General features: G+C 63.6%; 23 protein-coding genes and 1 other RNA gene. 9 read left to right on the top strand and 15 right to left on the bottom strand.

Annotated elements, in window-relative coordinates; translation table 11 throughout:
• Position 1: 1 nt before the first annotated feature.
• From ACFQXB_RS16640 to ccoN, 6 genes are all read right to left on the bottom strand, one after another.
• Positions 2 to 475, bottom strand: coding sequence for a FixH family protein (locus ACFQXB_RS16640; protein ID WP_377406088.1), 474 nt, complete (start codon positions 473 to 475; stop codon positions 2 to 4).
• A complete protein-coding gene (ccoG, locus tag ACFQXB_RS16635; RefSeq protein ID WP_377406087.1) occupies positions 472 to 1905 on the bottom strand; it encodes a cytochrome c oxidase accessory protein CcoG in 1434 nt (477 codons plus the stop codon). Before ccoG ends, ACFQXB_RS16640 begins: the two co-directional genes overlap by 4 nt.
• A 185-nt stretch (positions 1906 to 2090) precedes the next feature.
• On the bottom strand, positions 2091 to 3029 hold the full coding sequence (gene ccoP, locus ACFQXB_RS16630) for a cytochrome-c oxidase, cbb3-type subunit III (protein WP_377406085.1): 939 nt from the start codon (positions 3027 to 3029) through the stop codon (positions 2091 to 2093).
• Positions 3029 to 3253: a cbb3-type cytochrome c oxidase subunit 3 gene (locus ACFQXB_RS16625; RefSeq protein WP_377406084.1), complete on the bottom strand. Its 225-nt coding sequence runs from the start codon at positions 3251 to 3253 to the stop codon at positions 3029 to 3031. The genes ccoP and ACFQXB_RS16625 overlap by 1 nt, the downstream gene beginning before the upstream one ends.
• 7 nt (positions 3254 to 3260) lie before the next feature.
• Positions 3261 to 3986 carry a cytochrome-c oxidase, cbb3-type subunit II gene (gene ccoO / locus ACFQXB_RS16620; protein ID WP_377406082.1) on the bottom strand — a complete coding sequence of 242 codons (726 nt, stop codon included), beginning with the start codon at positions 3984 to 3986 and terminating at the stop codon, positions 3261 to 3263.
• A gap of 11 nt (positions 3987 to 3997) precedes the next feature.
• Positions 3998 to 5599: a cytochrome-c oxidase, cbb3-type subunit I gene (gene ccoN, locus ACFQXB_RS16615; RefSeq protein ID WP_377406080.1), complete on the bottom strand. Its 1602-nt coding sequence runs from the start codon at positions 5597 to 5599 to the stop codon at positions 3998 to 4000.
• Between the two features lie 200 nt (positions 5600 to 5799).
• On the opposite strand from ccoN, the gene ACFQXB_RS16610 reads away from it, so the two are divergent.
• Complete coding sequence (locus ACFQXB_RS16610) at positions 5800 to 6639, top strand: universal stress protein (protein WP_377406078.1); 840 nt, start codon at positions 5800 to 5802, stop codon at positions 6637 to 6639.
• A 102-nt stretch (positions 6640 to 6741) separates the two neighbouring features.
• On the opposite strand, the gene fnrL is transcribed toward ACFQXB_RS16610, so the two are convergent.
• Positions 6742 to 7473 carry a transcriptional regulator FnrL gene (gene fnrL / locus ACFQXB_RS16605; RefSeq protein ID WP_377406163.1) on the bottom strand — a complete coding sequence of 244 codons (732 nt, stop codon included), beginning with the start codon at positions 7471 to 7473 and terminating at the stop codon, positions 6742 to 6744.
• Between the two features lie 76 nt (positions 7474 to 7549).
• Here fnrL and hemN point away from each other — a divergent pair, with 76 nt between their 5' ends.
• On the top strand, positions 7550 to 8905 hold the full coding sequence (gene hemN, locus ACFQXB_RS16600; protein WP_377406076.1) for an oxygen-independent coproporphyrinogen III oxidase: 1356 nt from the start codon (positions 7550 to 7552) through the stop codon (positions 8903 to 8905).
• Positions 8906 to 8908: 3 nt separating this feature from the next.
• On the opposite strand, the gene ACFQXB_RS16595 is transcribed toward hemN, so the two are convergent.
• From ACFQXB_RS16595 to ACFQXB_RS16570, 6 genes are all read right to left on the bottom strand, one after another.
• On the bottom strand, positions 8909 to 10135 hold the full coding sequence (locus ACFQXB_RS16595; protein ID WP_377406074.1) for a glycosyltransferase: 1227 nt from the start codon (positions 10133 to 10135) through the stop codon (positions 8909 to 8911).
• Complete coding sequence (locus ACFQXB_RS16590; protein ID WP_377406072.1) at positions 10132 to 11733, bottom strand: ABC transporter ATP-binding protein; 1602 nt, start codon at positions 11731 to 11733, stop codon at positions 10132 to 10134. The genes ACFQXB_RS16595 and ACFQXB_RS16590 overlap by 4 nt, the downstream gene beginning before the upstream one ends.
• Positions 11730 to 12836 (bottom strand): ABC transporter permease, encoded by a 1107-nt coding sequence (locus ACFQXB_RS16585; RefSeq protein ID WP_377406070.1) that lies wholly within the window; start codon positions 12834 to 12836, stop codon positions 11730 to 11732. Before ACFQXB_RS16585 ends, ACFQXB_RS16590 begins: the two co-directional genes overlap by 4 nt.
• Positions 12836 to 13921 carry a microcin C ABC transporter permease YejB gene (locus ACFQXB_RS16580; RefSeq protein WP_377406068.1) on the bottom strand — a complete coding sequence of 362 codons (1086 nt, stop codon included), beginning with the start codon at positions 13919 to 13921 and terminating at the stop codon, positions 12836 to 12838. The genes ACFQXB_RS16585 and ACFQXB_RS16580 overlap by 1 nt, the downstream gene beginning before the upstream one ends.
• Positions 13922 to 13933: 12 nt before the next feature.
• Positions 13934 to 15904, bottom strand: a complete 1971-nt coding sequence (locus ACFQXB_RS16575; RefSeq protein ID WP_377406066.1) for an extracellular solute-binding protein — start codon at positions 15902 to 15904, stop codon at positions 13934 to 13936.
• Between the two features lie 165 nt (positions 15905 to 16069).
• Complete coding sequence (locus ACFQXB_RS16570) at positions 16070 to 16588, bottom strand: c-type cytochrome (protein WP_377406065.1); 519 nt, start codon at positions 16586 to 16588, stop codon at positions 16070 to 16072.
• A gap of 121 nt (positions 16589 to 16709) precedes the next feature.
• Between ACFQXB_RS16570 and ACFQXB_RS16565 the strand changes: the two genes are divergently transcribed.
• Positions 16710 to 17543, top strand: a complete 834-nt coding sequence (locus ACFQXB_RS16565) for a prephenate dehydratase (protein ID WP_377406063.1) — start codon at positions 16710 to 16712, stop codon at positions 17541 to 17543.
• Positions 17544 to 17549: 6 nt separating this feature from the next.
• On the opposite strand, the gene ACFQXB_RS16560 is transcribed toward ACFQXB_RS16565, so the two are convergent.
• On the bottom strand, positions 17550 to 18014 hold the full coding sequence (locus tag ACFQXB_RS16560) for an SRPBCC family protein (RefSeq protein WP_377406061.1): 465 nt from the start codon (positions 18012 to 18014) through the stop codon (positions 17550 to 17552).
• A 40-nt stretch (positions 18015 to 18054) separates the two neighbouring features.
• Positions 18055 to 19020 (bottom strand): NAD(+) diphosphatase, encoded by a 966-nt coding sequence (nudC, locus tag ACFQXB_RS16555; RefSeq protein ID WP_377406060.1) that lies wholly within the window; start codon positions 19018 to 19020, stop codon positions 18055 to 18057.
• A gap of 180 nt (positions 19021 to 19200) precedes the next feature.
• On the opposite strand from nudC, the gene ACFQXB_RS16550 reads away from it, so the two are divergent.
• From ACFQXB_RS16550 to ACFQXB_RS16525, 6 genes are all read left to right on the top strand, one after another.
• Positions 19201 to 21084 (top strand): bifunctional 2',3'-cyclic-nucleotide 2'-phosphodiesterase/3'-nucleotidase, encoded by a 1884-nt coding sequence (locus ACFQXB_RS16550; RefSeq protein WP_377406058.1) that lies wholly within the window; start codon positions 19201 to 19203, stop codon positions 21082 to 21084.
• Positions 21085 to 21246: 162 nt separating this feature from the next.
• Positions 21247 to 22257 carry an ABC transporter substrate-binding protein gene (locus tag ACFQXB_RS16545; RefSeq protein ID WP_377406056.1) on the top strand — a complete coding sequence of 337 codons (1011 nt, stop codon included), beginning with the start codon at positions 21247 to 21249 and terminating at the stop codon, positions 22255 to 22257.
• 60 nt (positions 22258 to 22317) lie between these two features.
• On the top strand, positions 22318 to 23127 hold the full coding sequence (locus tag ACFQXB_RS16540; protein WP_377406054.1) for an ABC transporter ATP-binding protein: 810 nt from the start codon (positions 22318 to 22320) through the stop codon (positions 23125 to 23127).
• Positions 23124 to 23894, top strand: coding sequence for an ABC transporter permease (locus ACFQXB_RS16535; RefSeq protein ID WP_377406052.1), 771 nt, complete (start codon positions 23124 to 23126; stop codon positions 23892 to 23894). Before ACFQXB_RS16540 ends, ACFQXB_RS16535 begins: the two co-directional genes overlap by 4 nt.
• A 38-nt stretch (positions 23895 to 23932) precedes the next feature.
• Positions 23933 to 24029, top strand: an RNA gene (ffs, locus tag ACFQXB_RS16530) — signal recognition particle sRNA small type.
• A gap of 69 nt (positions 24030 to 24098) precedes the next feature.
• Positions 24099 to 25835 (top strand): DNA polymerase III subunit gamma/tau, encoded by a 1737-nt coding sequence (locus tag ACFQXB_RS16525; protein ID WP_377406050.1) that lies wholly within the window; start codon positions 24099 to 24101, stop codon positions 25833 to 25835.
• The last annotated feature ends 1 nt before the right edge of the window (position 25836 follow it).

Raw genomic sequence — 25836 nt, 5'->3', positions numbered from 1 at the left:
CCTAGCCTTTCACGTAAAGAACGACACGCTGGCGGAAGGTGGTGCCATCCGGTGCCGTCGCCACGAGCCGCACATTCCAGTTCCCCGGAGCAACGGCGACAGGGGCGGTGAAGATACCGTTGTAATAGGCGAAATCCGGGGTCTGATCTTCCCGCACATGGGTGGCGCGTCCCAGCGTGGCACGCAGATCCGCAACCTCGACCGGGGCACCCGCAGAATCGGTAAAGGCGATCACAAGCATGTCGCCCTGCACATCCGCATTCACCTGCCAGCCAAGCGCAACCTGCGCATCGCGATCGGCATTGAAGTGCTGACTCGCGATATAGCTGTTCTTCACCTCGAGACCCGAAAAGGTGCTGATGGCCTGCCGTGCCATGAACAGGTTCACGGCGATGATGACACCGAAGAAGGTGGCGGTGATCGCAAAGACCTTGCGCCCGGTCAGTGGGCGTGCAGATACGGAGCTGTGATTCATTGTCCTCGTCCGTTGAAAAGCGTGTCGGCATGGACGCGATCGCCGCTTTCCAGGTCCTCGACCCAGATGCGCAGATCGGTCCGCGGGGCGCGCGTGGCAGGGCTGCCGGCGGGCGCAGTGACATAAACGCGCTGAAGTTTCTGCGCATCTGGGGCAACCGTGGTCAGCAGCCCCTCTTCCCCCTCGAGCGTCATGACGAAATCGGCGTCTGCCGTGAAGGAGAGCGCGAAGGCACGTTCTTCGCCATGCATGTTGCGGATCCGCACGTCATAGGTGTTCCGGATCGCGCCATCCGACAGGGTCACGAAGATCGGGTTGCGAATTGGCGAGACCGAGACATCGATGTCAGACCGGATGAACAGGGCGACCAGCAGACCAAGTCCGACACTTGCCCAGAGGAACGTGTAAAGCATTGTCCGCGGCCGGAACACGTGGCTCCAGACGGATTTCGGCTGGGCGCCGGCCTTTTCCGCCACTTCGTCAGAAAGCGCCAGGTAGCTGATGAGCCCGCGCGGCTTTCCGATCTTGTCCATCGTCTCGTCGCAGGCATCGATACACAGCGCACAGGTGATGCAGGCCAATTGCTGCCCCTCGCGAATGTCGATTCCCATCGGGCAGACGTTGACACAGGCCAGGCAATCGATGCAATCGCCTTGGCCCACCGCGTCGGCGGGGGCCTTCTTCAGCTTGCCGCGCGGTTCGCCGCGCCAGTCTCGATAGGCGACCGTGATGGTATCCTCGTCCATCATCGCGGCCTGAATACGCGGCCAGGGGCAGGCATAGATGCAGATCTGCTCGCGGAAGAACCCGCCAAAGAAGAACGTGGTCAGGGTCAGGATGGCGATTGTGATATAGGCGGCGGGGTGAGCTTCGAAATGCAGAAGGTTACGCAGCAATGTCGGTGCGTCAGTGAAGTAGAACACCCAGGCGCCACCGGTCGCCACCGCGATGCCCAGCCAGACAGTCCATTTGGTCAGCCGCAGGCGCAGCTTGCGCAGATCCCACTTCTGGTTCCAGAGCCGGAGCCGCGCGTTGCGGTCACCTTCGATCCAGCGTTCGACCAGAATGAAGAGATCGGTCCAGACCGTCTGCGGGCAGGCATAGCCGCACCAGACCCGGCCCAGGGCCGAGGTGAACAGGAACAACCCAAGCCCTGCCATGATCAGAAGGCCCGCAACAAAGTAGAATTCGTGCGGCCAGATCTCGATCCAGAAGAAGAAGAAACGGCGGCTGGCCAGATCGACAAGCACCGCCTGGTCGGGCAGGTTCGGGCCCCGGTCCCAGCGGATCCAGGGCGTGATGTAATAGATGCCCAGCGTGACCGCCATGATCCACCATTTGAGCGCGCGGAAGCGTCCGCTCACACGACGGGGAAAGACGGGCTCGCGGGCGGCATAAAGGCTGGCGGGCTGTTCGTTCTGGAAGGTCACGGGACCACCTCGGTCTGTTCTCTGCACCTTGGCTAGGCGTCGCGGACGGCCTGTGCATTGACCTGAGTCAAAAAGTCGAATCTGTGATTCACCTTTCCGACGACAAAAAAGCACCGGCACCCGAGGAAACGCGCGAACAGGAGGGGTGCCGGTGCAGACCATGGCCCCATCGGGGCCAGGGCATTCTATTCGCCACCGCCAAGCTGGTGGACGTAAAGCGCCACAGCACGGATTTCGGACTCGCGGATCCGCTCCGAAAAGGCCGGCATCACACCAAAACGGCTGTAGGAGACGGTGTGGCGAATCGCGTCTTCGCTGCCACCATAAAGCCAGATCGCATCGTTCAGGCGCGGCGCCCCCTGGAAGCGGTCGCCTTCGCCGCCTTCACCATGGCATGAAGCGCAGTTGTCATAGAAGACTTCGGCGCCGGCCCGGGCGAGGGTGCGGTCGTGATCCTGCCCCGACAGGGCAAGCACGTGGTGCACAACGGCGTCGATCTCTTCGCGCGGCAGCATGTCGCCGAAGGCCGGCATTTGCGACCAACGGGCATCGGGATCGGTTTCGTTGCGGATACCATGCGCGACGGTGGTGTGAATCTCCTCGATATCGCCGCCCCAGAGCCAGTCGTCATCGAGAAGGTTCGGATAGCCCGAAGCCTGGACCCCGGCTGCACCCGAGCCATGGCATTGCGAGCAATGGGTACGGAACACCGCTGCCCCGGCCGACACCGCAAAGCGGTTAAGATCCTCGTCCAGGTGGATCTCGGTCAGGTCGGTGGATACGAGGCGCTCGAACCACTCGGCGTTGCGCGCCTCGAAGCTTTCCAGTTCCGACTGGACATTGGCGCGTGTCGAATACCCCAGGAGCCCCGGCGTCGCCTGCCGGATGAGCGGCCAGGCAGGGAAGGCGATCATGTAGGCGATCGCCCAGATGATCGTGGCGTAGAACGTCCAGAGCCACCAGCGCGGCATCGGGTTGTCATATTCCTCGATCCCGTCCCAGGTGTGGCCGGTGGTCTGCACCTCGCCCACCTTCTTGCGCTTCAGGACGCGCTTGGGATCGGGATACTGACGTTCAGCGGGCTGCACCTTGTTTTCGGGCACCCGGTCTTCTTTGTCGACCATCAGCGTGTCTCCTTCTTCGGGCGCTCGGCACCCTCGGGGTTCGGGGACTCCCCGCCCCCCGGGGCGGGCTTGTCATCATTGCGAAAGATCATCCGGGAGGTGTCTTCGTGTACCTTGCGGCTGCCGGGGCGGAAGGCGAAGATGACCACCCCGACAAAGAACAGCGTCATGAGCAACAGCATCCAGCTGTCGGCAAAGGCGCGCAGCCATGTGTAAGTTTCCATGGCGCGCCTACCGGCTGGGATCGGGCGTGAAGGTCGAGAAATCGACCAGCGTGCCCAGCATCTGCATGTAGGCAATCAACGCGTCCATTTCGGACACACCCGGGCGGCCATCGAAGTTGCGCACCTGCGCCCCGGGATAGCGCTCGACGAGGGCATCGAAATCGCTGTCTGCATCGGCCTGGGCAAGGAAATCGGCGCGCGCGTTGACGATCATCTCGTCCGTATAGGGCACGCCCACCCGACGATGCGTCCGCATCAGATCATCGACATACTGACCATCCAGCATCCGGTTCAGCAGGAAGCCGTATTTCGGCATGATCGATTCCGGCACGACAGATTGCGGATCCACGAGGTGCTGGACATGCCAGTCATCCGAGTAGCGGCCGCCGACCCGCGCCAGATCCGGGCCGGTGCGCTTGGATCCCCACTGGAACGGGTGGTCATACATCGACTCGGCGGCAAGGCTGTAGTGGCCATAGCGCTCCACCTCGTCCCGCATGGGCCGGATCATCTGGCTGTGGCACACATAGCAGCCTTCGCGCACGTAGATTTCCCGCCCGGCCAGTTCGAGCGGCGAATAGGGACGCATCCCCTCCACCTTCTCGATCGTGTTCTCAAGGTAAAACAGTGGCACGATCTGCACGATGCCGCCGATGGTCACCACCAGGAAGCTGAGGACCAGCAGCAGGGTTGCATGCGTTTCGATCTTCTTGTGTTTGTCGAGAATTCCCATGACAAACCCCCTTATTCAGCCGGAACGGCCGTGTTGGTGGTGGACTGTCTTGCACCCACCGACGTCACGGTTTTCCAGAGGTTGTAGCACATGATGATCGAGCCCAGCAGGTAGAGCACGCCACCCAGCGAGCGGACCACATACATCGGGAACTTGGCCGAAACCGTGTCAGCGAACGAGTTCACGAGGAAGCCCTGCGCATCGACTTCGCGCCACATCAGGCCCTCCATGATCCCGGTCACCCACATCGACGAGGCGTAGAGCACGATGCCGATGGTCGCGAGCCAGAAGTGCCAGCTGACAAGGCTGAGGCTGTAGAGCCGTTCGCGCTGCCAAAGCCGCGGCACCAGGAAGTAGAGCGCGCCGAAGGTGATCATGCCGTTCCAGCCCAGCGCGCCGGAATGCACGTGGCCGATGGTCCAGTCGGTGTAATGCGACAGCGAGTTGACCGTCTTGATCGACATCATCGGCCCTTCGAAGGTCGACATGCCATAGAAACCCACGGCCACCACCATCATCCGGATCACAGGGTCGGTGCGCAGCTTGTCCCAGGCACCCGACAGCGTCATCAGGCCGTTGATCATCCCGCCCCAGGACGGCATCCACAGCATGATCGAGAAGGTCATGCCCAGTGTCTGCGCCCAGTCGGGCAGCGCCGTGTAGTGCAGATGGTGCGGACCAGCCCAGATGTAGAGGAAGATCAACGCCCAGAAATGGATGATCGACAACTTGTAGCTGTAGACCGGGCGTTCAGCCTGCTTCGGAATGAAGTAATACATCATCCCCAGAAAGCCTGCGGTCAGGAAGAAGCCCACGGCGTTATGGCCATACCACCACTGCACCATCGCATCCTGCACGCCCGAAAAGACCTGGACCGACTTGGAACCGAAGATCGAGACGGGGAGGCTGAGGTTGTTGAAGACATGCAGCATCGCCACGGTCACGATGAACGAGAGGTAGAACCAGTTCGCGACGTAGATATGCTTTTCACGGCGCTTGATGATCGTGCCCAGGAACACCGCCAGATAGACCAGCCAGACGATCGTCAGCCACCAGTCCACATACCACTCGGGCTCGGCATACTCCTTGGACTGGGTTGCCCCCAGCAGGTATCCGGTGGCCGCAAGCACGATGAACAGGTTGTAGCCCCAGAACACGAACCAGCCGGCATTCCCGCCCCAAAGCCGGGCCGCGCTGGTCCGCTGCACCACATAGAACGAGGTTGCGATCAGCGCGTTGCCCCCGAAGGCAAAGATCACGGCCGAGGTGTGCAGCGGCCGCAACCGCCCGAAGTTCGCATAGCCTTCGGCCCAGGCGAAGTTCAGCTCGGGGAAGGCAAGCTGCCAGGCGATGAACGTCCCGCCCAGAAAGCCCACAACGCCCCAGAAGGCCGTGGCGATGACCCCGGCGCGCACCACGCCGTCCATGTACTCGTTGGTTGGCACTGGCTTCGGCTCGTCCACCTGGCGGACCTGCCAGAGAAACAAGCCTCCGGCAACGAGCATGATCAGAATAGCGTGAACCAGATAGGCTAGATCGCGCGCGTGATTGGCGGCGATGGCGGCAAGCACCGCAATCACCCCCAGCGCGATCAGTTTCAGGTAATCCCACATTTGGCGTTTCCTCGTCCCCTGCCCCGGAAACCGCACGACTCGGGCTTCCAGGGACTTTCTGTCAGAGACGCTTTCGCACGGCGGGCCCTAAGAAAACCTTGATCTGCATCAAACCTCGGGCACCGGAAGATTGATCCTTGTCAAAGCGGCACCGGATCGACTTGACTTAGGATGTAAGAGTAACCGGACAGGAGTTGACCATGGCCTACAAGACCCTGCTGAGCGTGCTGACCCAGCCGCGCGAGGTGGAAACCACGCTCGCCGCGGCGGCGACTGTCGCGCAGAAGATGGACGCCCATCTTGACGTGTTCTGCCTCGGGCTCGATCGGACCCAGATCGGATACTACTATGCCGGCGCCTCGGCCATGATCTATCAGGAAACGCTGGCGCAGGCGCAAGAGGATGCAGAGGCACTGCAGACGGCAGCACGAAGCTGGCTGAACAAGCAGAACCTGCGCTGGAGCGTCGAGCCAGCCGTCGCGCAGATCGGCAGCCTGACCCCGCTGGTGGGCCTGCGGGCACGATTCGCCGACCTGGTGGTGCTGCCGAAGCCCTATGGCAAGGACAAGGGACTTGATGCCGAAGCCGCGATCGAAGCGGCACTCTTTGCGGGACAGGCGCCGGTGCTTGTGGTTCCGGAAAAGGGAATCGACCCGAACTTCGGACGCAGGATCGTGGCCGCTTGGAACCAGAGCAACGAGTCGCTTGTCGCCATCCGGCGGGCGCTCCCGCTGCTGAAAGCGGCCGATCTGGTGAATATCGCCATCATCGATCCGCCGCAGCACGGGCCCGAACGCTCGGATCCTGGCGGCGCGCTGTGCCAGATGCTGGCCCGCCACGGGGTGCGCACCGAGGTTTCGGTGCTGGCGCGCACGATGCCGCGGATTTCCGATGTCATCTGCCGCCACATCCGCGACCAGAATGCCGATATGGCGGTGATGGGCGCTTACGGCCACTCGCGGTTCCGCGAGGCGATCCTTGGCGGAACGACACGCCACATGCTTGAACTGGCAGACGTGCCCGTCTTCATGGCGCATTGACAGAGGGGGAGAGGAGCCGCGCGGCCGGGCATTGAGCCCGCCCGTGCGGCGCTGCCGCCCGTTGCGGGGACCGCTCGCCAGATTAGACGCTGGACCTGCGGCTCAGACGAGGAAGCCGCCATCACTGTCGTCGCCGGCTTCTTCGATCAGACGGTCGAAGTCGGGGATGACAACATGGCGTTTGCCCTCCAGCACGATCACCCCGTCCTTCCTGAGCGCCGACATCTGCCGGCTCACGGTTTCGAGGGTCAGGCCGAGGTAATCGGCCATTGCCTCGCGGGTGAGGGGAATGTCCAGGCTCAGGCGCTGGCTCTTGCTGCGCAGGCCAAGCGACACGTCTCGGCGGGCAATGATCGCGATGAGGCTTGCGATCTTCTCGCGCGCCGTCTTGCGGCCGAGCAGAAGCATCCATTCCCGTGCGGCATCAAGTTCGTCGAGCGTCATCTCGAGCAGCCGCTGACCGATATGGGGCGTGCGGCCCATCATCTCTTCAAACGGTTTTTTCCGGAAGCAGCACATGACCAGATCGGTCGTCGCCGTCACGTCGTAGGCTGCGAACTCCCGCCCCGGCCGTCCAACGAAATCGGACGGCAGCAAGAGCCCCACCATCTGGCGGCGTCCGTCCTCCATTGTCTGCGTAAGTGTCGCAATGCCCGTTACCACCGACGCCACGAAGTCCATCCGGTCGCCGGACCACACCACCGTCTGGCCTGCCTCGAAGCTACGGTAATACTTGATCTCTTCGAGCAGGGCGAGTTCGTCGCCATCACAGCGGGCGCAGACGGCCTTGTGCCGTATGGGGCAGTCGCCACATTCCTGCGGAGCGGATGGCAGGGCATCTTTGAGGGCGAGTTTGGACAATTTTGATCTGCGTCAATGCTGCGATGCGGTTAATGGGCAAGGTAGACGAATGAACACGGAATCGCAACTTTCACGCCTGGGGTTATTTGACGCGCGCGTACCGCGGTACACGAGCTATCCGACCGCTCCGCATTTCGGCAATGCCGTCGGCCCGCAGGACTTCACGCGCTGGGTGCGCGCCATTCCGGAGGGCACGGGGATTTCCCTTTATCTGCATGTGCCTTTCTGCCGCAGACTGTGCTGGTTCTGCGCCTGCCGGACGCAGGGGACAAGCACCCTTGATCCCGTCATCAGCTATGTGGAGACGCTGAAGGCGGAGCTGTCACTCCTGCGCGAGCATCTTCCCGAAGGCGTCAGGCTGGCCCGGCTGCACTGGGGCGGCGGCACGCCGACGCTCATGACACCCGATCTGATGCGCGATCTGGCGCAGGCGATTCGCAACACGGCGCCACTTGCCGAGAACGCCGAGTTCTCGGTCGAGATCGACCCGAACGAGATCGATGCCGCACGGCTCGATGCCCTTGCCGAGGCGGGCATGACCCGCGCCTCGATCGGGGTGCAGGATTTCGACCCGCTGATCCAGAAAACGATCGGCCGAGAGCAGAGCTTCGACGTCACCGCCGCTGCGGTCGAGGCGATCCGCGCCCGTGGCATCACCAGTCTGAATGCCGACATTCTGTATGGCCTTCCGCATCAGACCCAGCGCCGCATCACTGATTCGGTGCAGAAACTGCTGGCACTGTCCCCCGATCGGGTAGCCCTTTACGGGTATGCCCATGTCCCCTGGATGGCACGGCGCCAGACGATGATCCCGTCAGATGCCATGCCGACCCCTGAAGAGCGGCTCCACCTTTTCGAAACCGCGCGCAGGCTGTTTGCATGGGACGGTTATGCCGAAATCGGGATCGACCACTTCGCGCGGCCGGATGACGGCCTGGCAATCGCCGCGCGCACCGGCCGCCTGCGGCGCAATTTCCAGGGCTATACTGATGACACCGCCCCGGTGCTGATCGGCCTTGGCGCCTCGAGCATTTCACGGTTCCCGCAGGGTTACGCACAGAACAAGGCCGCGACATCCGAATATCTGCGCCAGATCCGGGCAGGATCCTTCGCCACCGGGCGCGGCCATGCCTTCGCCGGCGAGGACCTGCTGCGCGCGCGGATGATCGAGGCGCTGATGTGCGATTTCGCGATCTCGCGCCAGGAAATGATCGAAAGCTACGGCGTCGCGCCGGACAAGCTGGACGCCATGCTGGCCGAAGCTGCCGCGCAGTTCCCGGGGATGGCGGTGCTTGACGCCACCGGCCTGCGCATTCCGCACGAGGGGCAGCCCCTGACGCGGATGATCGCCCGCTGCTTTGACGCCTATGACCAGACCAAGGCGCAGCATTCCTCGGCGATCTGAGCCTCAGCGGCCGGCGATTTCGACAAAGTCGATCAGCCGGGGCAGACAGGCGCTGCGAAAGTCATAGTCGCGCACCGCAAGATCGCGCGCTGCGGCCCGCAGCGGTTCCTGCCCCCCCGGATCCGACAGTTCCCGGATCAGGGCCGCCGAGAGGCCGCCGGTGTCAAAGAAATCGACCAGCCGCCCGGTCTTGCCGTCATGGATCACTTCGCGCACCGGGGCCGTGTCCGAGGCGACGATCATCGCGCCCATGCTCATCGCCTCGATCAGCGACCAGGACAGCACGAACGGAACCGTCAGGTAGCAGTGCACGCGCGAAATCTGCAGGATGCGCACATATGCCTGGTAGGGGACGCGCCCCAGAAAATGCACGCGGTGCAGATCAAGCTTTCCGCCGACTTCGTGCAGCATCACGTCCTTCCAGCTGCCGCCGGCTTCTGGCGGCCTGCCATAGCTTGTGTCATTGCCGCCGACGATCAACACCTGCGCGTCGGGGCGGGCCTGTAGCACGGCCGGCAGCGCGCGCATGAACTGGGGAAAGCCGCGATAGGGTTCAAGGTTGCGCGCAACATAGGTCAGGATTTCCTGCCCGGCGTGAAGCTGCGCGCCAAGATCGGGCAGCCGGTACCTGGCTGCGGGATCCGGGCGCAGCGCGACAGTATCCACACCGTCGTGGATCACGCTGATCTTGGGCCGGAAGCTTTCGGGAAAGGTGCTGGCCTGCCAATGTGTCGGCGAAAGGGCTGCATCCGCCTGGGCCAGTGCCTGGGCGTATGCCGCCGTGCGCGCGACAACGCCCAGCGCCCCGGCAAAGCTGCGCGGGCTGAACTCGGGGTCGAAGAACGTGTCGCGCCCTTCCGTGCCGTGGTAGAATTCCGCATAGACCAGCAGCCGCGCCCGAGGCCAGACCTCGCGCAGGAACAGCGTCTCGCCCCAGCCGCAATGACCGAAGATCACGTCAGGCTCGTACCCGTGACGATCCCGCAGCACGAGCGCCGCGCGGGCGACCGCTGTCGCCCTGTCCGTCATTTCGGTATAGCTGCGGCCAAGCCGGCAGGCCCCCGGGTCAAGCGGCGGCGGATCGAAGCGATAGAAATTCACGGGAACCGGTGAGGGACGCTTGTTGCCAAATGCGGTCAGCGCCAGAACCTCATGGCCACGGTCGCGCAGCGCGGGCGCAAGATGCAGAAACTGGCCCGGAAAATTCTGGTGGACCAGCAGGATCCTCACACGTCGAGCGCCTTCAACTCGAACGCCGCCGCCATCAGCGCACGGGTGTATTCTGTCTGTGGGGCATCAAAGATCTGGTCGCCCTCGCCCGCCTCGACCACGTCGCCGGCGCGCATGACGATCACCTTGTGGGCAAGCGCGCGCACCACCCTCAGGTCATGGCTGATGAACACATAGCCCAGGCCATGGCGCCGCTGCAGGTCGCGCAGCAGTTCCACGATCTGCACCTGCACGGTCATGTCCAGCGCCGAGGTCGGCTCGTCCAGAATGACAAGCTTCGGGCGCAGGATCATGGCCCGCGCGATCGCGATCCGCTGCCGCTGCCCGCCCGAGAATTCATGGGGATAGCGCGACATCATGCCCGGATCCAATCCGACCTCTTCCATGATCTCGGCAACCATCTGCCGGGCCGTCTGCCCGCGGGGCACACCGTGAACCGCAAGGCCCTCGGCGATGATTTCCTGCACCGTCATGCGCGGCGACAAGCTCCCGAACGGATCCTGAAAGACAATCTGCATGTCCTTGCGCAGGTGCCGCAACTGGCGCGACTGCCATCCCTGCACATCCCGTCCCAGCACCAGAACCGGCCCCTCCGACCGGATCAACCGCAGAATCGCAAGCCCGAGCGTCGTCTTGCCCGAACCGCTTTCGCCCACCACGCCCAACGTTTCCCCGGCGCGGACGCTGATCGAGGCCGCGTTCACCGCCTTCACATGACCCACGGTTCGGCGAAGGAAGCCACGCGTGATCGGAAACCAGACCCGCAGCCGCTCGGTGCGGAGAATTTCGGGTGCCTCGGCGGGCACCGGATCGGGCCGCCCGCGCGGCTCGGCCGCCAGAAGCTTCTGCGTATAGGGATGCGCGGGCGCCCCGAAGATCTGGGCAACCGTGCCCTGTTCCACGATCTCGCCCGCCTTCATCACGCAGACCCTGTCGGCAATCCGGCGCACGATGCCCAGGTCATGGGTAATGAACAGCATGCTCATCCCCACGCTGCGCTTGAGATCGGCGAGAAGTTCAAGGATCTGCGCCTGGATGGTCACGTCAAGCGCGGTCGTCGGCTCGTCCGCCACCAGAAGCTCGGGCCCGTTGGCAAGTGCCATGGCGATCATCACACGCTGCCGCTGCCCACCCGAAAGCTGGTGCGGATAGGCATCCAGTCGGCTTTCGGCGTCGCGGATACCCACCTGTTCCAGCAGTTCGATCGTGCGCGCCCGTGCGGCCGAACCATTCAGACCCTGATGCAGCGAAAGGCTTTCGCGCATCTGACGTTCGATCGTGTGCAGCGGGTTGAGGCTCGTCATCGGCTCCTGAAAGATGAAGCTGATGTCATTGCCGCGAACCTGGCGCAGCTTTTCCTCGGAGGCGCCGATCATCTCCTGTCCCAGATAGGTGACCGAACCGCTGACCTCGGCCGCATCGGGCAGAAGCGATACCGTCGAAAGCGCCGTAATCGACTTGCCCGAGCCGCTTTCACCCACCAGCGCGACGGTTTCCCCCTTGGCGACGGTGAAGGACAGGTTCCGCGCGGCCTCGGTCACCTGGCCGTCCTGACGAAACCGGATCGTCAGATCGCGCACCTCAAGCACAGGGGTCATCGGAAGGTCTTTCTTGGATCAAAGGCATCCCGCACGCCTTCAAAGATGAACACCAGCAGCGACAGCATGACCGCGAAGGTGAAGAAGGCGGTGAAGGCCAGCCACGGCGCCTGCAGGTTCTGCTTGGCCTGCAGGGTCATCTCGCCCAGGCTGGGTGCCGAGGACGGCAGGCCGAAGCCAAGGAAATCCAGCGCGGCAAGCGAACCGATGGTGCCGGTGACGATGAAGGGCAGCATGGTCAGCGTCGCGACCATGGCATTGGGCAGGACGTGGCGGAACATGATGGCGGCGTTGGAAACACCAAGCGCGCGCGCGGCCCGCACATATTCGAAGTTTCGCGCCCGCAGGAACTCGGCACGCACCACGCCCACAAGGGCGGTCCAGCCGAAAAGTGTCATCAGGCCGACCAGCAGCCAGAAGTTCATCTGGAAGATCGCGGCGACGATGATGATGATGTAAAGGCTCGGGGTCGCGCCCCAGATCTCGATCACGCGCTGAAACAGAAGGTCCGTCAGGCCCCCGAAGTAACCCTGGATCGCGCCCGCCGCGATGCCGATGACCGAGGTCAGCGCCGTCACGATCAGCGCGAACATCACCGACAGACGGAACCCGTAGATGACCCGCGCCAGCACGTCGCGGGCCGTGTCATCGGTGCCAAGCCAGTGGTTTCCATCAGGGGCCGAAGGGGCCGCGCCCTGAATATCGTTGACGGTGTTGTACGAATAGGGGATCGGCGGCCAGATCATCCAACCTTCGACCACCGGCACGCCCTCGATGCTGCCGGTTTCGGCCTCGGCCAGCGCGGCTGCTGGATCATCGATGCACAGTTCGGCCCCGCCGGTGCGGATCAGGCACTGCACCTCGGGGTCGCGATAGACAGCCTCGGTGCGGAAATCGCCGCCAAAGGTGGTCTCGGGATAGAAGTTGAACACCGGCGTATAGAACTCGCCGCGATACTTGACCAGCAGCGGCCGGTCATTGGCCAGAAACTCGGCGAAGAGCGACGTTCCGAACAGGATGGCAAAGACCACAAGCGACCAGAAGGCACGGCGGTTCGCACGAAAATTGCGCCAGCGGCGCTGATTGAGGGGGGAAAGCTGCATCACGTGTTGCGCGTCTCAAAGTCGATACGGGGATCGATCCAGACATACATGAGGTCCGACAGGATGCCGACCACAAGCCCGATCAGGCCCAGAACGAACAGCGTGCCGAAGATCACCGGATAATCCCGCGCGACCGCCGCCTCGAACCCCAGCCGCCCCAACCCGTCAAGCGAGAAGATCGTCTCGATGATCAGGCTGCTGCCGAAGAAGACGCCGACGAACACCGCCGGAAAGCCGGCAATGACGATCAGCATCGCATTGCGGAACACATGGCCGTAAAGCACACGGCGCTCGGCAAGCCCCTTGGCACGTGCGGTCATGACATATTGCTTCTTCACCTCGTCCAGAAAACTGTTCTTGGTCAGAAGCGTCAAGGTCGCGAAGGACGAGATCGTCGTCGCCAGAACCGGCAGGGTGATATGCCAGAGGTAATCAAGAACCTTGCCCACCAGAGTCAGATCATGCCAGTTGTCCGAGGTCAGGCCCCGCAAGGGGAAGATCCGCCAGTAGGACCCGCCGGCAAACAGCACCAGAAGCAGGATGGCGAACAGAAAACCCGGAATGGCATAGCCTGCGATGATCGCACCGCTGGTCCAGGTATCAAAGCGCGACCCGTCCCGCACCGCCTTGCGGATCCCCAGCGGGATCGACACCATATAGGCGATCAGCGTCGACCAGAGCCCAAGCGAGATCGACACCGGCATCTTCTCCAGAACAAGGTCGATCACACTGATCGACCGGAAATAGCTCTGGCCGAAATCAAGGCGCATATAATCCCACATCATCTTCAGGAACCGCTCCAGCGGCGGCCGGTCAAACCCGAACTGACGTTCAAGCTCGGCGATGAATTCGGGAGGAAGGCCGCGCGAGCCCAGATAGGCGTCGCTCCCCCCCGCCGCCTCGATCCGCATGTCGCTGCCCGCGCCGGCAAAGCCGCCGAACACATCGCCCTGCCCTTCGATCCGGGCGATCATCTGTTCGACCGGGCCGCCAGGAACGAACTGGACCAGGGTGAAATTGATGATCATGATCCCGATCAGTGTCGGGATCACGAGCGCGAGCCTGCGAAGGATATATGTTCCCATGCTCTGTGACCGTTACCGCAGGGCGCCGGCGGCGCGCAACGCCTGAACCTTGTCGGGGTTGACCCACCAGAAATCCATCTCGCCATCGGAATAGGGCGGAAGCGTTTCGGGGCGTTCGTAGATGTCCCAGTAGGCGACCCAGGATTCGTCGGTATACCAGAGCGGGACCATGATGCGTTCGAACCGCAGAACACGGTCAAGAACCCGCATCGCCACGTCGCGCTCCTCGGTCGTGGTCGTTTCGAGGGCAAGCTCGATCACGCGATCCACCAACGGGCTTGCCAGATGCGCCGGGTTGAAACTGCTGGCCACATCTGCTTCGCGCGATCCGAAGGATTGCCAGAGGCCCGTGCCCGCATCCAGGAACGACCGGTAGGCGGCAAGAACCATGTCATAGTTCCGGTCGCGGGTACGAAGGGTGTATTGCGCCGGGTCCATCTTGACCATGCGCAGATCAACACCAAGGCTGCGCAGGTTCTGGCCAAAGCTGCTGACGATCGCCTCGGCCACAGGAGAGCTTGAGGAGTTCAGCGGAAACTCGATCCGCAGTGGTTGCCCGGCGCTGTTGCGACGAATGCCGTCACTGCCCACTTCCCAGCCGGCTTCATCCAGCAACCGCCCTGCGCGCCGCAGGTTGCCGCGATCGGCCAGCCCACCCACCGAGGACTGATGCGCCATGACGGCAGGTTCGCTCAGAAGTTCCGGCGGCACCAGATCACCCAGCGCCTGCAGAAAGGCCAGCTCCTCCCCCTCGGGGACGCCCTGCGCCTCGAGCGGGGAACCCTGCGAGAATGAATTGCGCTGCTTGAAAAGGCCGTGCTGATAGGTCGCGTTCGACCATTCGAAGTTATAGGCCAGCGAGATCGCCTCGCGCACACGCTTGTCGGCGAAGATCTCGCGCCCGAGGTTGAAGATCAGGCCAGAGGCATTGGGCGGTGTGCCGTTCGGCAGGACTTCACGCACGACATGGCCCTGCCGCGCCGCCGGAAAACCGTAGCCCGTGGCCCACTGCCGCGAATTCGTTTCGGCCCGGAAGGTATAATCGCCGATCTTGAAGGCTTCGAATGCGGCCGTATCGTCAGCAAAATACTCGATGCGAATGCGATCGAAATTGTGACGCCCGCGGTTGATCGGCAGATCCGCGCCCCAGTAATCGGGGTTCCGGCGATAGACGATCCGCCGGTTGATGTCGTAGCTGTCCAGCATATAGGGGCCTGATCCGGGCGGAGCATCCAGACGTGGCTCATCCAGGCGCGCTCCGGTTTCCTCGAACCATTTTTGCGGAAAGACGGTGACGAAGCCGACCTGCTCGATCAGGCTGCGGCGGGGTATACCATCGGCAAAGGTGAACTTGACAGTGTGATCGTCCAGCGCCTCGGCCGAGAGGATCACCTGACGGACCGCTGCGGCATACGAGGCCAGCCCCTGATCCAGAAACAGATTGTGGCTGAACACCACATCATGCGCAGTTACCGGCGTGCCGTCGGAAAAACGTGCCTCGGGGCGCATGTGGAAGATCACCCATTCGCGGCCCTCGGGGTATTCCAGGCTCTCCGCCAGCAATCCGTAGTATTCGCCATAGACATCTGCCGGGGCCGCCCCGCCGGCTGGCTCTTCGCCCAGCAGGCTTTCGTAAACCATCTGGGCATAGGCCCCGGCGCTGCCGCGCTGTGCATAGGGGTTCATCGAATCGAAGGTGCCGGACGCCCAGGTAGAGAACTCTCCCCCTTTCGGAGCATCAGGGTTCACATAGGAAAAATGCTGAAAATCAGCGGGATAGTGCAGGGTTCCGTAGTAGGAATAGCCGTGGGTGCGAATGATCCCGTCCGCATCGGCTTCGATCGGGATCGGCTGAAGATCCTGTGCATGCAGCATCGTGGCCCAACCCAGAAGCACCATCAACGACGTCAACATCGCCAGGGCCAGGCGCGCGGGCGCCATCCGGACGACATGGGCGCGGCTGCGTGGGAGCGGTCGGGGCATTCGCGGTCCTCCTGCCAAGGTTTCAGGCCACAAGGCTAAAGCGCGGAACTTGCCGCATTCAAGTCGATTATCCGTGATCCGGACAAGGTTTGTCCGGCGCAAGGCTTGCCCGAGACAAGAAAAAACCGCCCCGAGGGGCGGTTCCAAGGTGCAGTGACCGCAAGATCACTCATCAACCGTGTCAAGATAGGCGATCAGCGCCGCACGATCTTCGACTGCCCGCATGCCTGCATAGGCCATCTTGGTGCCAGGCGCATAGCCGCGCGGGTTTTCAAGGAAGGCATTCAGGTTTTCCGGAGTCCAGATATCCGGGTTGTCGGCGAAGACGTCCGAGAAGCCATAGCCTTCGACGTCTCCCTTGCCACGACCGACGATCCCGTAAAGATGCGGGCCAGTGCCATTGCGGCCGTCTTCAAGCGAATGGCAGGCCGCGCACTGGCGCCACAGACGCTCACCCCGCGACGGATCAGCTTCGGCCAGCAGCAGGGAGAAATCGACTTCTGCCACGTCGCCGACATCGGTATCAGCGTCGGCGCCGGTATCGATCACATAGGCCTGTTCACGCGCGCTGTGCGGACCATCGGTGTGATAAAGTTCCTCTGCCGCCCATTTCCCCAGCAGAAAGATGAGGAGAGCGCCGCAGAGTGCGCCCATGGTCTTGGTGAAGGTCATCGTGTCGAACATGTCGCGTCCCATGGCTTGGCCGGAGTTGGCTGTATCTATCCGCTTCCCCCGACGGTTTTCAAGGTGTAGTTACCGCGACCAATCGCGCAAATGCCGCGCGCATGACGCCGGAGGGACGAAAATGACGAAAATCATCGCGTTTCAGGGAGAGCCGGGCGCCTATTCGCACGAAGCCTGCCGCCAGGCTCGCCCCGACCATGATGTACTTCCCTGCCGGACCTTCGAAGATGTGATCGAGGCCGTGCGCAACAGGACCGCCGATCTGGGGATGCTGCCGGTCGAGAACAGCACCTATGGACGTGTTGCCGATATCCACCAGCTTCTGCCGTCATCCGGGCTTCATATCGTCGACGAAGCCTTCGTGAGGGTCCATATCAACCTTCTTGCGCTGCCGGGCACCCCCCTTGAACGTATCACCCATGCCATGAGCCATACGGTGCTTCTGGGCCAGTGCCGCGATTTCCTGCGCGCCCATGGCATCCATGGCATCACCGGGGCAGACACTGCCGGTTCGGCCCGCGCCGTTGCCGAAAAAGCCGATCCGGCCCTTGCCGCGCTTGCGTCGGAACTGGCGGGCGAGATCTACGGCCTTGATGTGCTGGCGCGCCATATCGAGGACCAGTCGAACAACACCACCCGGTTCTTCGTGATGTCGCGCGAGGCCGACATGTCCCGGCGTGGCAGTTCCGGAATGATGACCTCGTTCGTGTTCCGTGTCCGCAACATTCCGGCCGCGCTTTACAAGGCCATGGGCGGCTTTGCCACCAACGGCGTCAACATGACCAAGCTGGAAAGCTACATGGTGGGCGGTTCCTTCACGGCGACGCAATTCTTTGCCGAGGTCGAGGGCCATCCTGAAGACGAGAGCGTGCAGCGCGCGCTGGATGAGCTGGGGTATTTCACCTCCTCGCTCAGCATCCTCGGGGTGTATCCCGCCGACCCGCGCCGCCACTGAACCCGGTCAGGCGCGCTGCAGCCGCGTCTCCAGATCCTTCAGGAAACTGCGCACCCGCGCCTCGTAGCGCTCATTTACCCGCGCCCGCGCCAGGCGCAGCGACTGCACCAGCAGCTTTGCCGGAATCGTCTTCGGCGCGACCTGAAGGACCACGCGCACACGGGTCCGGTTTCGCGCAAGCTCGATCAACTCGATCAGCAGTTCCCCGGCCACAGCCCGGGAATCGCCCGTGAGCCGCATCTGCTCGGGCGGCTGATGATCTGCAAGCAGCAGCGTCATGCGGCGCGGCTTGCCGCGGTAGCGAAAATCAAGCTGCCACGCCATTCCTGCGCCGGCCCCGGGCAGCCCATCTGTCCGGCGGGTCTGGACACCGCGCCGGGCGGCCATCTTCTCGAAGGCATCGAAATCGGTCAGCGCCGAAAAGACAGAGGCGATCGGCGCCTCCAGATCCTCAGTGGTCACAAAGTCCATCGCCTACCCTTTGCTGTTCGAACGTTGTTCAGCTTTGCCGTCAGTCAAGACGGTCTGCAAGCCAGTTGCGCAACAGGAAATGCGCGATGGCGCCGCGGCGCGGCGCGGCGATGGCGGGATGGGCATCGGCAAAGACTGTGGCAAGCTCTTCCCGCGGCAACCACAGCGCATCCTCGATCTCGACCGGATCCAGCGCGAGCGCTTCACTCAGCGCGATGCCGCGGCAACCGATCATGAGCGACGCGGGGAACGGCCAGGGTTGGCTGGCAAGGTAGCTGACTGCCCCGACCTGCACGCCGGTTTCTTCCCGAACCTCGCGGCGGACGGCGGCTTCGATCGTCTCGCCTGGCTCCATGAAGCCGGCAAGGAGCGAATACATGCGCTCCGGCCATCCCGGCGACCGGCCCAGAAGAACCGAGTTGCCCCGCGTGACCAGCATGATCACCACCGGATCGGTGCGCGGAAAGTGGTGGGCGCCGCATGACGGGCAGCGGCGCTGCCAGCCCGCCATCGTCAGTTCGGTCGGCGCGCCGCAGGCTGCGCAAAAACCGTGGGTGCGGTGCCAGCCTAGGATGGCGCGCGCCGTCGCCGCATACTCCGCTTCGGCCGGCGAAAGCCGGGTCATGACGCCGCGCAACTCGGCGAACAGGTGGTCGGTGGGCAGCGCGGGATGATATTGCTCGCTGGGGTCAAAGAAGGCGGCAAGTGCCGCGGCATCGGTTTCCGCAGGTTGCCAGCGCGACAGGTCGGCCGCAAAGCGCGGTCCTTCGGGAGAAAGGCCCAGCAGCACCGGCGGGTCGGCCAGATCCAGCGCCTCGCAGCCCGGCTGCAACCAGCCAAGGTGATCGCGCGCTGGCCCCGCGACCAGAGGCTTGCCGCGCCACAGGGGCAGAACCCGCGCTGCCGGATCCGCCAGCAAGGCGGCAACCCGGGCAGGATCGGCGCGCAGCCCGCTGTGACGATCGGATCCCGCGCCGCCAAAGGTCACCGTTTCCGCCTGTCGCATGTCGCCCTCCGAACCTCACCTGTCCCTAGCGTGTGTCTGGCGCCGCCCGCAAGCGTTTCCATTTTGCAACTTTTGGTTGTGTTTATTGTCAGTGGCTTTTGTCTTGATGGCAAAAGAGGCTGCGCGCCCGATAATGTGGAGCCGTTCCAGACGACCGGATTCACTCGGGTGCAGAAGACCGTGACGAACCGTTCCCTCATCTCAGGGCGATCCGACGCCCCGCTTGTGCAGCTTCGCGTGCTGGAGACCACGGACCTGCATCTCAATCTGCTGCCGTTCGATTACTATACCAACCGGCCCCATGACAGCTTCAGCCTGGCACAGGCTGCAACGCTGATCGCGCAGTTGCGCAAGGAGGTGTCGAACAGCCTCCTGTTCGACAACGGCGACTTTCTGCAAGGCACGCCGATGGGCGATTATGTTGCCCAGAACGTCGGACCCCGCCCGGGAGAGATCCATCCAGCCATCGCGGCGATGAACGCCATCGGCTATGACGCCGCCACGTTGGGCAATCACGAATTCAACTATGGGCTTCCCTTCCTGCAGGCAGCACTTGCCGAGGCTGCCTTCCCGCTGGTCTGCGCCAACGTGCTGACGCATGCCGGGGTAACCCCGTCAGAGGATATACCCCTTGTCGCTCCCTACAGGATTCTGGATCGGCAGGTTCTGGATGAGGCGGGGCGGCCCCACCCCCTGCGCATCGGGGTGATCGGCTTTGCACCGCCGCAGATCGACACGTGGGACAAGGCGCAGCTTCAGGGATGCATCGTGACCCGCGACATCGTCCAGTCGGCCCGATTCTGGGTTCCTGAGATGAAGCGTGCGGGGGCGGATATCGTTCTGGCCCTCTGCCACTCCGGCATCGCAGCCGATCAGCCGGAACATCGCGCCGAAGACGCCGCCCTTCCCCTTGCTGCTGTGGCGGGAATCGATGCGCTGCTGATCGGTCACAGTCATCTCACCTTTCCCTCCCCCTGCTTTGCGGGGGTTGCCGGCGTCGATGCAGAGCTTGGAACGCTTGCCGGCAAGCCCGCCGTGATGGCCGGTTCAGGGGGGTCGCATGTCGGGGTGATCGATCTGGTGCTGGAACGTCTGCGGTGCGGATGGCGGATCGCCGATTATCTGGTGCGGGTCGCGCCCGTCAGACAGGCACCGCAACACCCCCCTCTTGCGCAGCACCCGGCCGTGGTTGCGGCCGCGGCGCCGGCCCACGCCGGGACACTTGCCTACATCCGGGAACCCGTGGGCTTGCTCAAGGTGCCGCTGCACAGCTATTTTGCATCCGTCATGGCGACGCCGGCGCTTGGCCTTGTCGGAGAGGCCCAAAGGGAGGACGTGGAGGCCGCGCTGGCAGATACCGAACTGGCCCTGCTTCCGGTTCTCTCGGCTGTATCAACCTTCAAGGCCGGCGGCCGCAGCGGCCCCGGTTACTTCAGCCATATTTCGCCCGGAACACTCGCGCTGCGTAGTCTTTCGGATATCTACACCTATCCCAACACCTTGCAGGCCGTGCGGGTCACCGGCGCGGGCCTTCGCCGCTGGCTTGAACGCAGCGCCGCCTTCTTTCGCACCATCAGCCCGGGGGCACGCGATATACCCCTGATCGAGCCGGATTTTCCCTGCTACAACTTCGACACGATCCTGGGCCTGACCTATGACATCGACCTGAGCCGACCACCGCTCGACGATCAGGAAGCGCCCGGCGCCGGCACGGGCCGGATCACGAACCTGCGCTACAGGGGCCGGCTGGTGTCCCCGTCAGAGCAATTCATCGTTGCAACCAACGATTACCGGGCGGCTGGCAGCGGTGGGATCCTGAACGATGCCGAAGTGATCTACAGTTCGCGCCGTCCGGTGCGGGATATCCTGCGTGGTCATGTCACCGCAAGGGGCCCTCTTGCACCGGCGGCACCGAAGGTCTGGCGATTCCGGCCGATGCCTGGCGCGACGGTGACCTTCCGCACCAGCCCACAAGCTGTGCACCATCTTGGGGAACTGCCCCTGGTTGCTGAATATCTGGGCGAAAATGACGATGGCTTTGCCGAAGTTCGCCTGCATCTGTGACTCTTGAATGCCTGCTTTCTGAGCTTTCATGCACAGCATGCTTGAGTAATAAGCATCAGCCTGCGGCGAGATGTCATCACGCGGCGAGAATCGCGTTAATCCTCTCCCTGAAATACCCAGGCTGAAGCAGGGTCCGCCTGTATCAAGAAGGAGGCACTTTCCGTGTTGCACCGCACTTTCACTGTCGCGCTTGCGGCGCTTGCCCTTGGCGCTCCGGCCTACGCCCAGACCGTTTCAATGCCCTTCACGCTCGACTGGCGGTTCGAGGGCCCCGCTGCGCCCTATTTCGCCGCGATCGACAACGGCCATTTCGCGGCGGAAGGCATCGAGGTCGAGATCACCGCCGGCCAAGGTAGCCTGGACGCGATCCCCAAAGTTGCGACTGGCGCCTATCCGGTGGGCTTTGCCGATATGGCAAGCCTCATCAAGTTCCTTGACCAGAACCCGGGCGCACCCGTCACGGCCGTCATGATGATGTATGACAAGCCCGCCTTCGCAATCGTGGGCCGGATCAGCCGCGGCGTCGAAGGACCGGAGGATCTGGAAGGCAAGATCCTTGGCGCGCCGCCGCCCGACGGCGCATGGGCGCAGTTCCCGGCTTTTGCCAGCGCAAACGGGATCAACGTCGACAACATCACGATCGAGCCGGTCGGCTTCCCGACCCGCGAACCGATGCTGGCGGAAAACCGTGTCGATGCTATCACAGGGTTCTCCTTCACCTCGTTCCTGAACCTGACCCGGCTTGGCGTGCCCGCCGATGATCTGTCGGTCATCCTGATGGCCGACCACGGGCTTGAGCTTTACGGCAATGCGATCATCGTCAACACTGACTTTGCCGAGGCCAACCCGCAAGCCGTGACCGGCTTCCTGCGCGCGGTTGCACGCGGCCTGAAGGATGTGGTGGCCGATCCAGAAGCCGGCATCGCGATGCTGGTCGAACGCAACCCCGCCGCCGATACAGAACTGGAGCTGGAGCGGCTGCAGATGGCACTGGATCAGAACATCATCACCGACTGGGTGCGCGAGAACGGGCTTGGCAACATCGACAGCGACCGTTTCGCCCGCTCGATCGAGCAGATCCGTGAAACCTACGAGTTCCAGAACGAACCCGAGGCGAGCCTGTATTTCACCGACGCCTATCTGCCCGACGACGGTAGCCTGAGCTTCGAATAAGCGCCCGTCCGCCCCGCCCCTTCCCGGCCACCGGGAGGGGGCATGCTTGTGAAAGACCTCATGACCAATCTCATTGAAATAAAAGGCGTTACTCACGCCTACGCCACCGCCGCAGGGCCACTTCCGGTTCTGGACGATCTGAATGTCTCGATCGCCGAGGGCACGTTCTGCGCCGTGGTCGGGCCCTCGGGGTGTGGCAAGTCCACGCTGACCCGGCTGATCGCGGGGCTGATGCGCCCCGACAGCGGCGAGGTCTGGCTGCATGGCGAACTGGTGAAATCGCCGCGCGCGACCGTGGGCATGGCCTTTCAGAACCCGGTGCTTCTTGAATGGCGCACCATCCTGCAGAACGTGATCCTGCCGCTGGAGATCGTGGCGCCGCGGATGCCGCGCGCGCAGAAGGAAGCGCGCGCGCGGGACCTGCTTGCGCTGGTCGGGCTTGAGGGGTTCGAGGACAAGCGTCCGTCCGAACTCTCCGGCGGGATGCGCCAGCGGGCGTCCCTGTGCCGCGCCATCGTGCACAAGCCCGAGATCCTGATCATGGACGAACCGTTCGGGGCGCTTGATGCCTTTACCCGTGAGGATCTGTGGCAGCTGATGCACAAGCTGCGCGCGGAAGAACCCTTCACGGCGCTGCTCATCACCCATGACCTTCGGGAAAGCGTCTATCTTGCCGATCAGGTTCTGGTTCTGTCGGGGCGCCCGGCGCGGGCGCAGTACCGGCTGGACATTCCCCTGCCCGGGCCACGCCCGCTCGGCATGCTCTACTCTGCGCAATCGGTGGAATGGCTTGCGACGCTGCGCGACCAGATCGAGATCGCCCAGGGCCGCGCGCCCGTCAGGACGGCAGCGCAGGAGGACGCGCGATGATTGCCCGCAACTGGCGCAAGGTCGCCGTGCCGCTTGCCGCGATCCTGATCTTCCTTCTCGCGTGGGAATGGCTGGTCTGGTTCATGCAATGGCCCCGCTACAAGATGGCCGCCCCTTCCGATGTCTGGCCCGCTTTCTGGCGCTTCCGGCACATGTTCCTGGAATACGGCTGGCAGACGCTGTGGCGCACGATGGTGGGCCTTGGTCTTGCCGTGGTGGTGGGAACCGCCTTTGGCATGATCATGGGCTTCTCGCGCACCATGCGCGATGCCCTTTATCCGCTTCTGGTCGGCTTCAACGCCATTCCCAAGGCCACGGTGGTTCCCGTGATCGCGCTGATGTTCGTCGGGCAGCATGACTTCAACACGGTGCTGATCGCGTTTCTGATTTCGTTCTTTCCCATCTCGGTCTCGGTGGCCATCGGGCTTTCGACGCTGGAGCCGGAATACCGCGACATTCTGCGGTCGCTGGGCGCATCACGATTCACGATCTTCTGGAAGATCGCCCTGCCCAAGACCCTGCCCGAGTTCTTTGGCGCGCTGAAAGTCGCGGTCACGCTTGCCTTCATCGGCACCAACCTGATGGAAATCGTCGAACCCCATGGCCGGGGTCTGGGACATCTGTTCGACAGCGGCCGGATCAGCGCCGACTACCCGCTGATGTTCGCCGTGCTGATCGCCTTGGCCTTCCTCGGGATCGTGCTGTATTATGGCGTGGTGCTGCTGGAGAAGATCTTTGCCGGCTGGGCCGAACGCAGCCCGACCTGACCCTTGCGAAGCCCGGCCCGGGCGTCTATATGGGCGGTGAGAGGTTGGCGCGGGCAGGCGCCTCGCCAACCCGGTCAGGTCCGGAAGGAAGCAGCCGTAACGAGCCCCGCTTGGGTCGTTGTCCAGCCTCTCACCCCATTCCCGAACCCGCTGGCAATTCCGTCCGCCCCGCATTAGCTTGGGGCCGAGACGAAAAGGGTGCCCATGTCAGACGCTGCCGCCTATCAGGTTCTTGCCCGCAAGTACCGCCCCGCCACCTTTGCCGATCTGATCGGCCAGGAAGCGATGGTGCGCACGCTGAAGAACGCCTTTGCCGCCGACCGGATCGCCCATGCCTTCGTGATGACCGGCGTGCGGGGCGTCGGCAAGACCACCACCGCACGGATCATCGCCAAGGGCCTGAACTGCATCGGCCCCGACGGCACCGGCGCCCCCACGACCGAACCATGCGGCACCTGCGAACATTGCCGGGCGATCACCGACGGGCGGCATGTGGATGTGATGGAGATGGACGCCGCCTCGCGCACCGGGGTCGGCGACATCCGCGAGATCATCGATTCGGTGCATTACCGGGCGGCCAGCGCGCGCTACAAGATCTACATCATCGACGAAGTTCACATGCTGTCGAACAACGCGTTCAACGCGCTGCTCAAGACGCTTGAAGAACCGCCGGCGCATGTGAAGTTCATCTTCGCCACGACCGAAATCCGCAAGGTGCCCGTCACCGTTCTGTCGCGTTGCCAGCGCTTCGATCTGCGCCGGATCGAGCCCGAGGTGATGATGGCCCATCTGGCGCGCGTGGCCGGGCTGGAGGGCGCGCAGATCGCGCCCGATGCGCTGGCGCTGATCACCCGCGCCGCCGAAGGATCCGTCCGCGATGCCATGAGCCTGATGGATCAGGCGATTGCCCATGGCGCGGGCGAAACCACCGCCGATCAGGTGCGCGCCATGCTGGGGTTGGCAGATCGTGGCCGCGTGCTTGATCTTTTCGACCTCATCATGCAGGGCGCGGCCGCCGAGGCGCTGGCCGAGCTTTCTGCACAATATGCCGACGGCGCCGATCCGATGGCCGTCTTGCGCGATCTGGCCGAGGTCACGCACTGGATCAGCGTCATCAAGATCACGCCGCAGGCAGCGGAAGATCCTACAGTTCCGCCGGACGAACGCAGCCGCGGCCTCAAGATGGCCGAGGCGCTGCCGATGCGGGTTCTGACCCGGATGTGGCAGATGCTGCTCAAGGCGCTGGAAGAGGTCGCGCAGGCGCCGAACGCCATGATGGCCGCCGAGATGGCGATCATCCGCCTGACCCACGTCGCCGAACTGCCTTCGCCCGAGGAACTGGTCCGCAGGCTGCAGACTCTGCCGCCCCCGCCGTCTGGGGGCGGCGGCGGCGCGCAGCCCCCAGCACCACAGGCCCCCATGGGCGGCGGCGGACCGGCCGTCGGTCGCGGCGCCACGATGCACGGGGCTGCCACGGCCCGCGCGCTCGCCCCGCAGGCCGGACTTGCCGGTTATCCGAGCTTCGAACATGTCGTCGCCCTGATCCGTGACAGCCGCGACATGAAGCTGTTGGTCGAGGTCGAAACCCACCTGCGCCTTGCGCGCTACAGCCCCGGCCGGATCGAGTTCCAGCCCACGGCCGAGGCACCGCCCGATCTGGCCGCCCGGCTTGCGCAGCGGCTGCAGTCGCTGACACAGCACCGCTGGGCCATCACGCTTGTGAACGAAGGGGGCGGGGCGACCATCGCCGAAAGCCGCGATGCCGAGCGACTTGCCATGGAAGCCGAGGCCCGCCAGCACCCGCTGGTTCAGGCCGTGCTTCAGGCCTTCCCGCAGGCCCGCATCACCGATATCCGCACCCCCGACGCGCGGGCCGCGCAGGCCGCCACCGAGGCCCTGCCCGAAGTCGAGGACGAATGGGACCCTTTCGAACAGGAGTAGC

Source organism: Halodurantibacterium daqingense, assembly GCF_042666235.1.
Lineage (GTDB): Bacteria > Pseudomonadota > Alphaproteobacteria > Rhodobacterales > Rhodobacteraceae > Halodurantibacterium > Halodurantibacterium daqingensis.
This window is presented reverse-complemented; position numbering and strand designations above follow the sequence as displayed.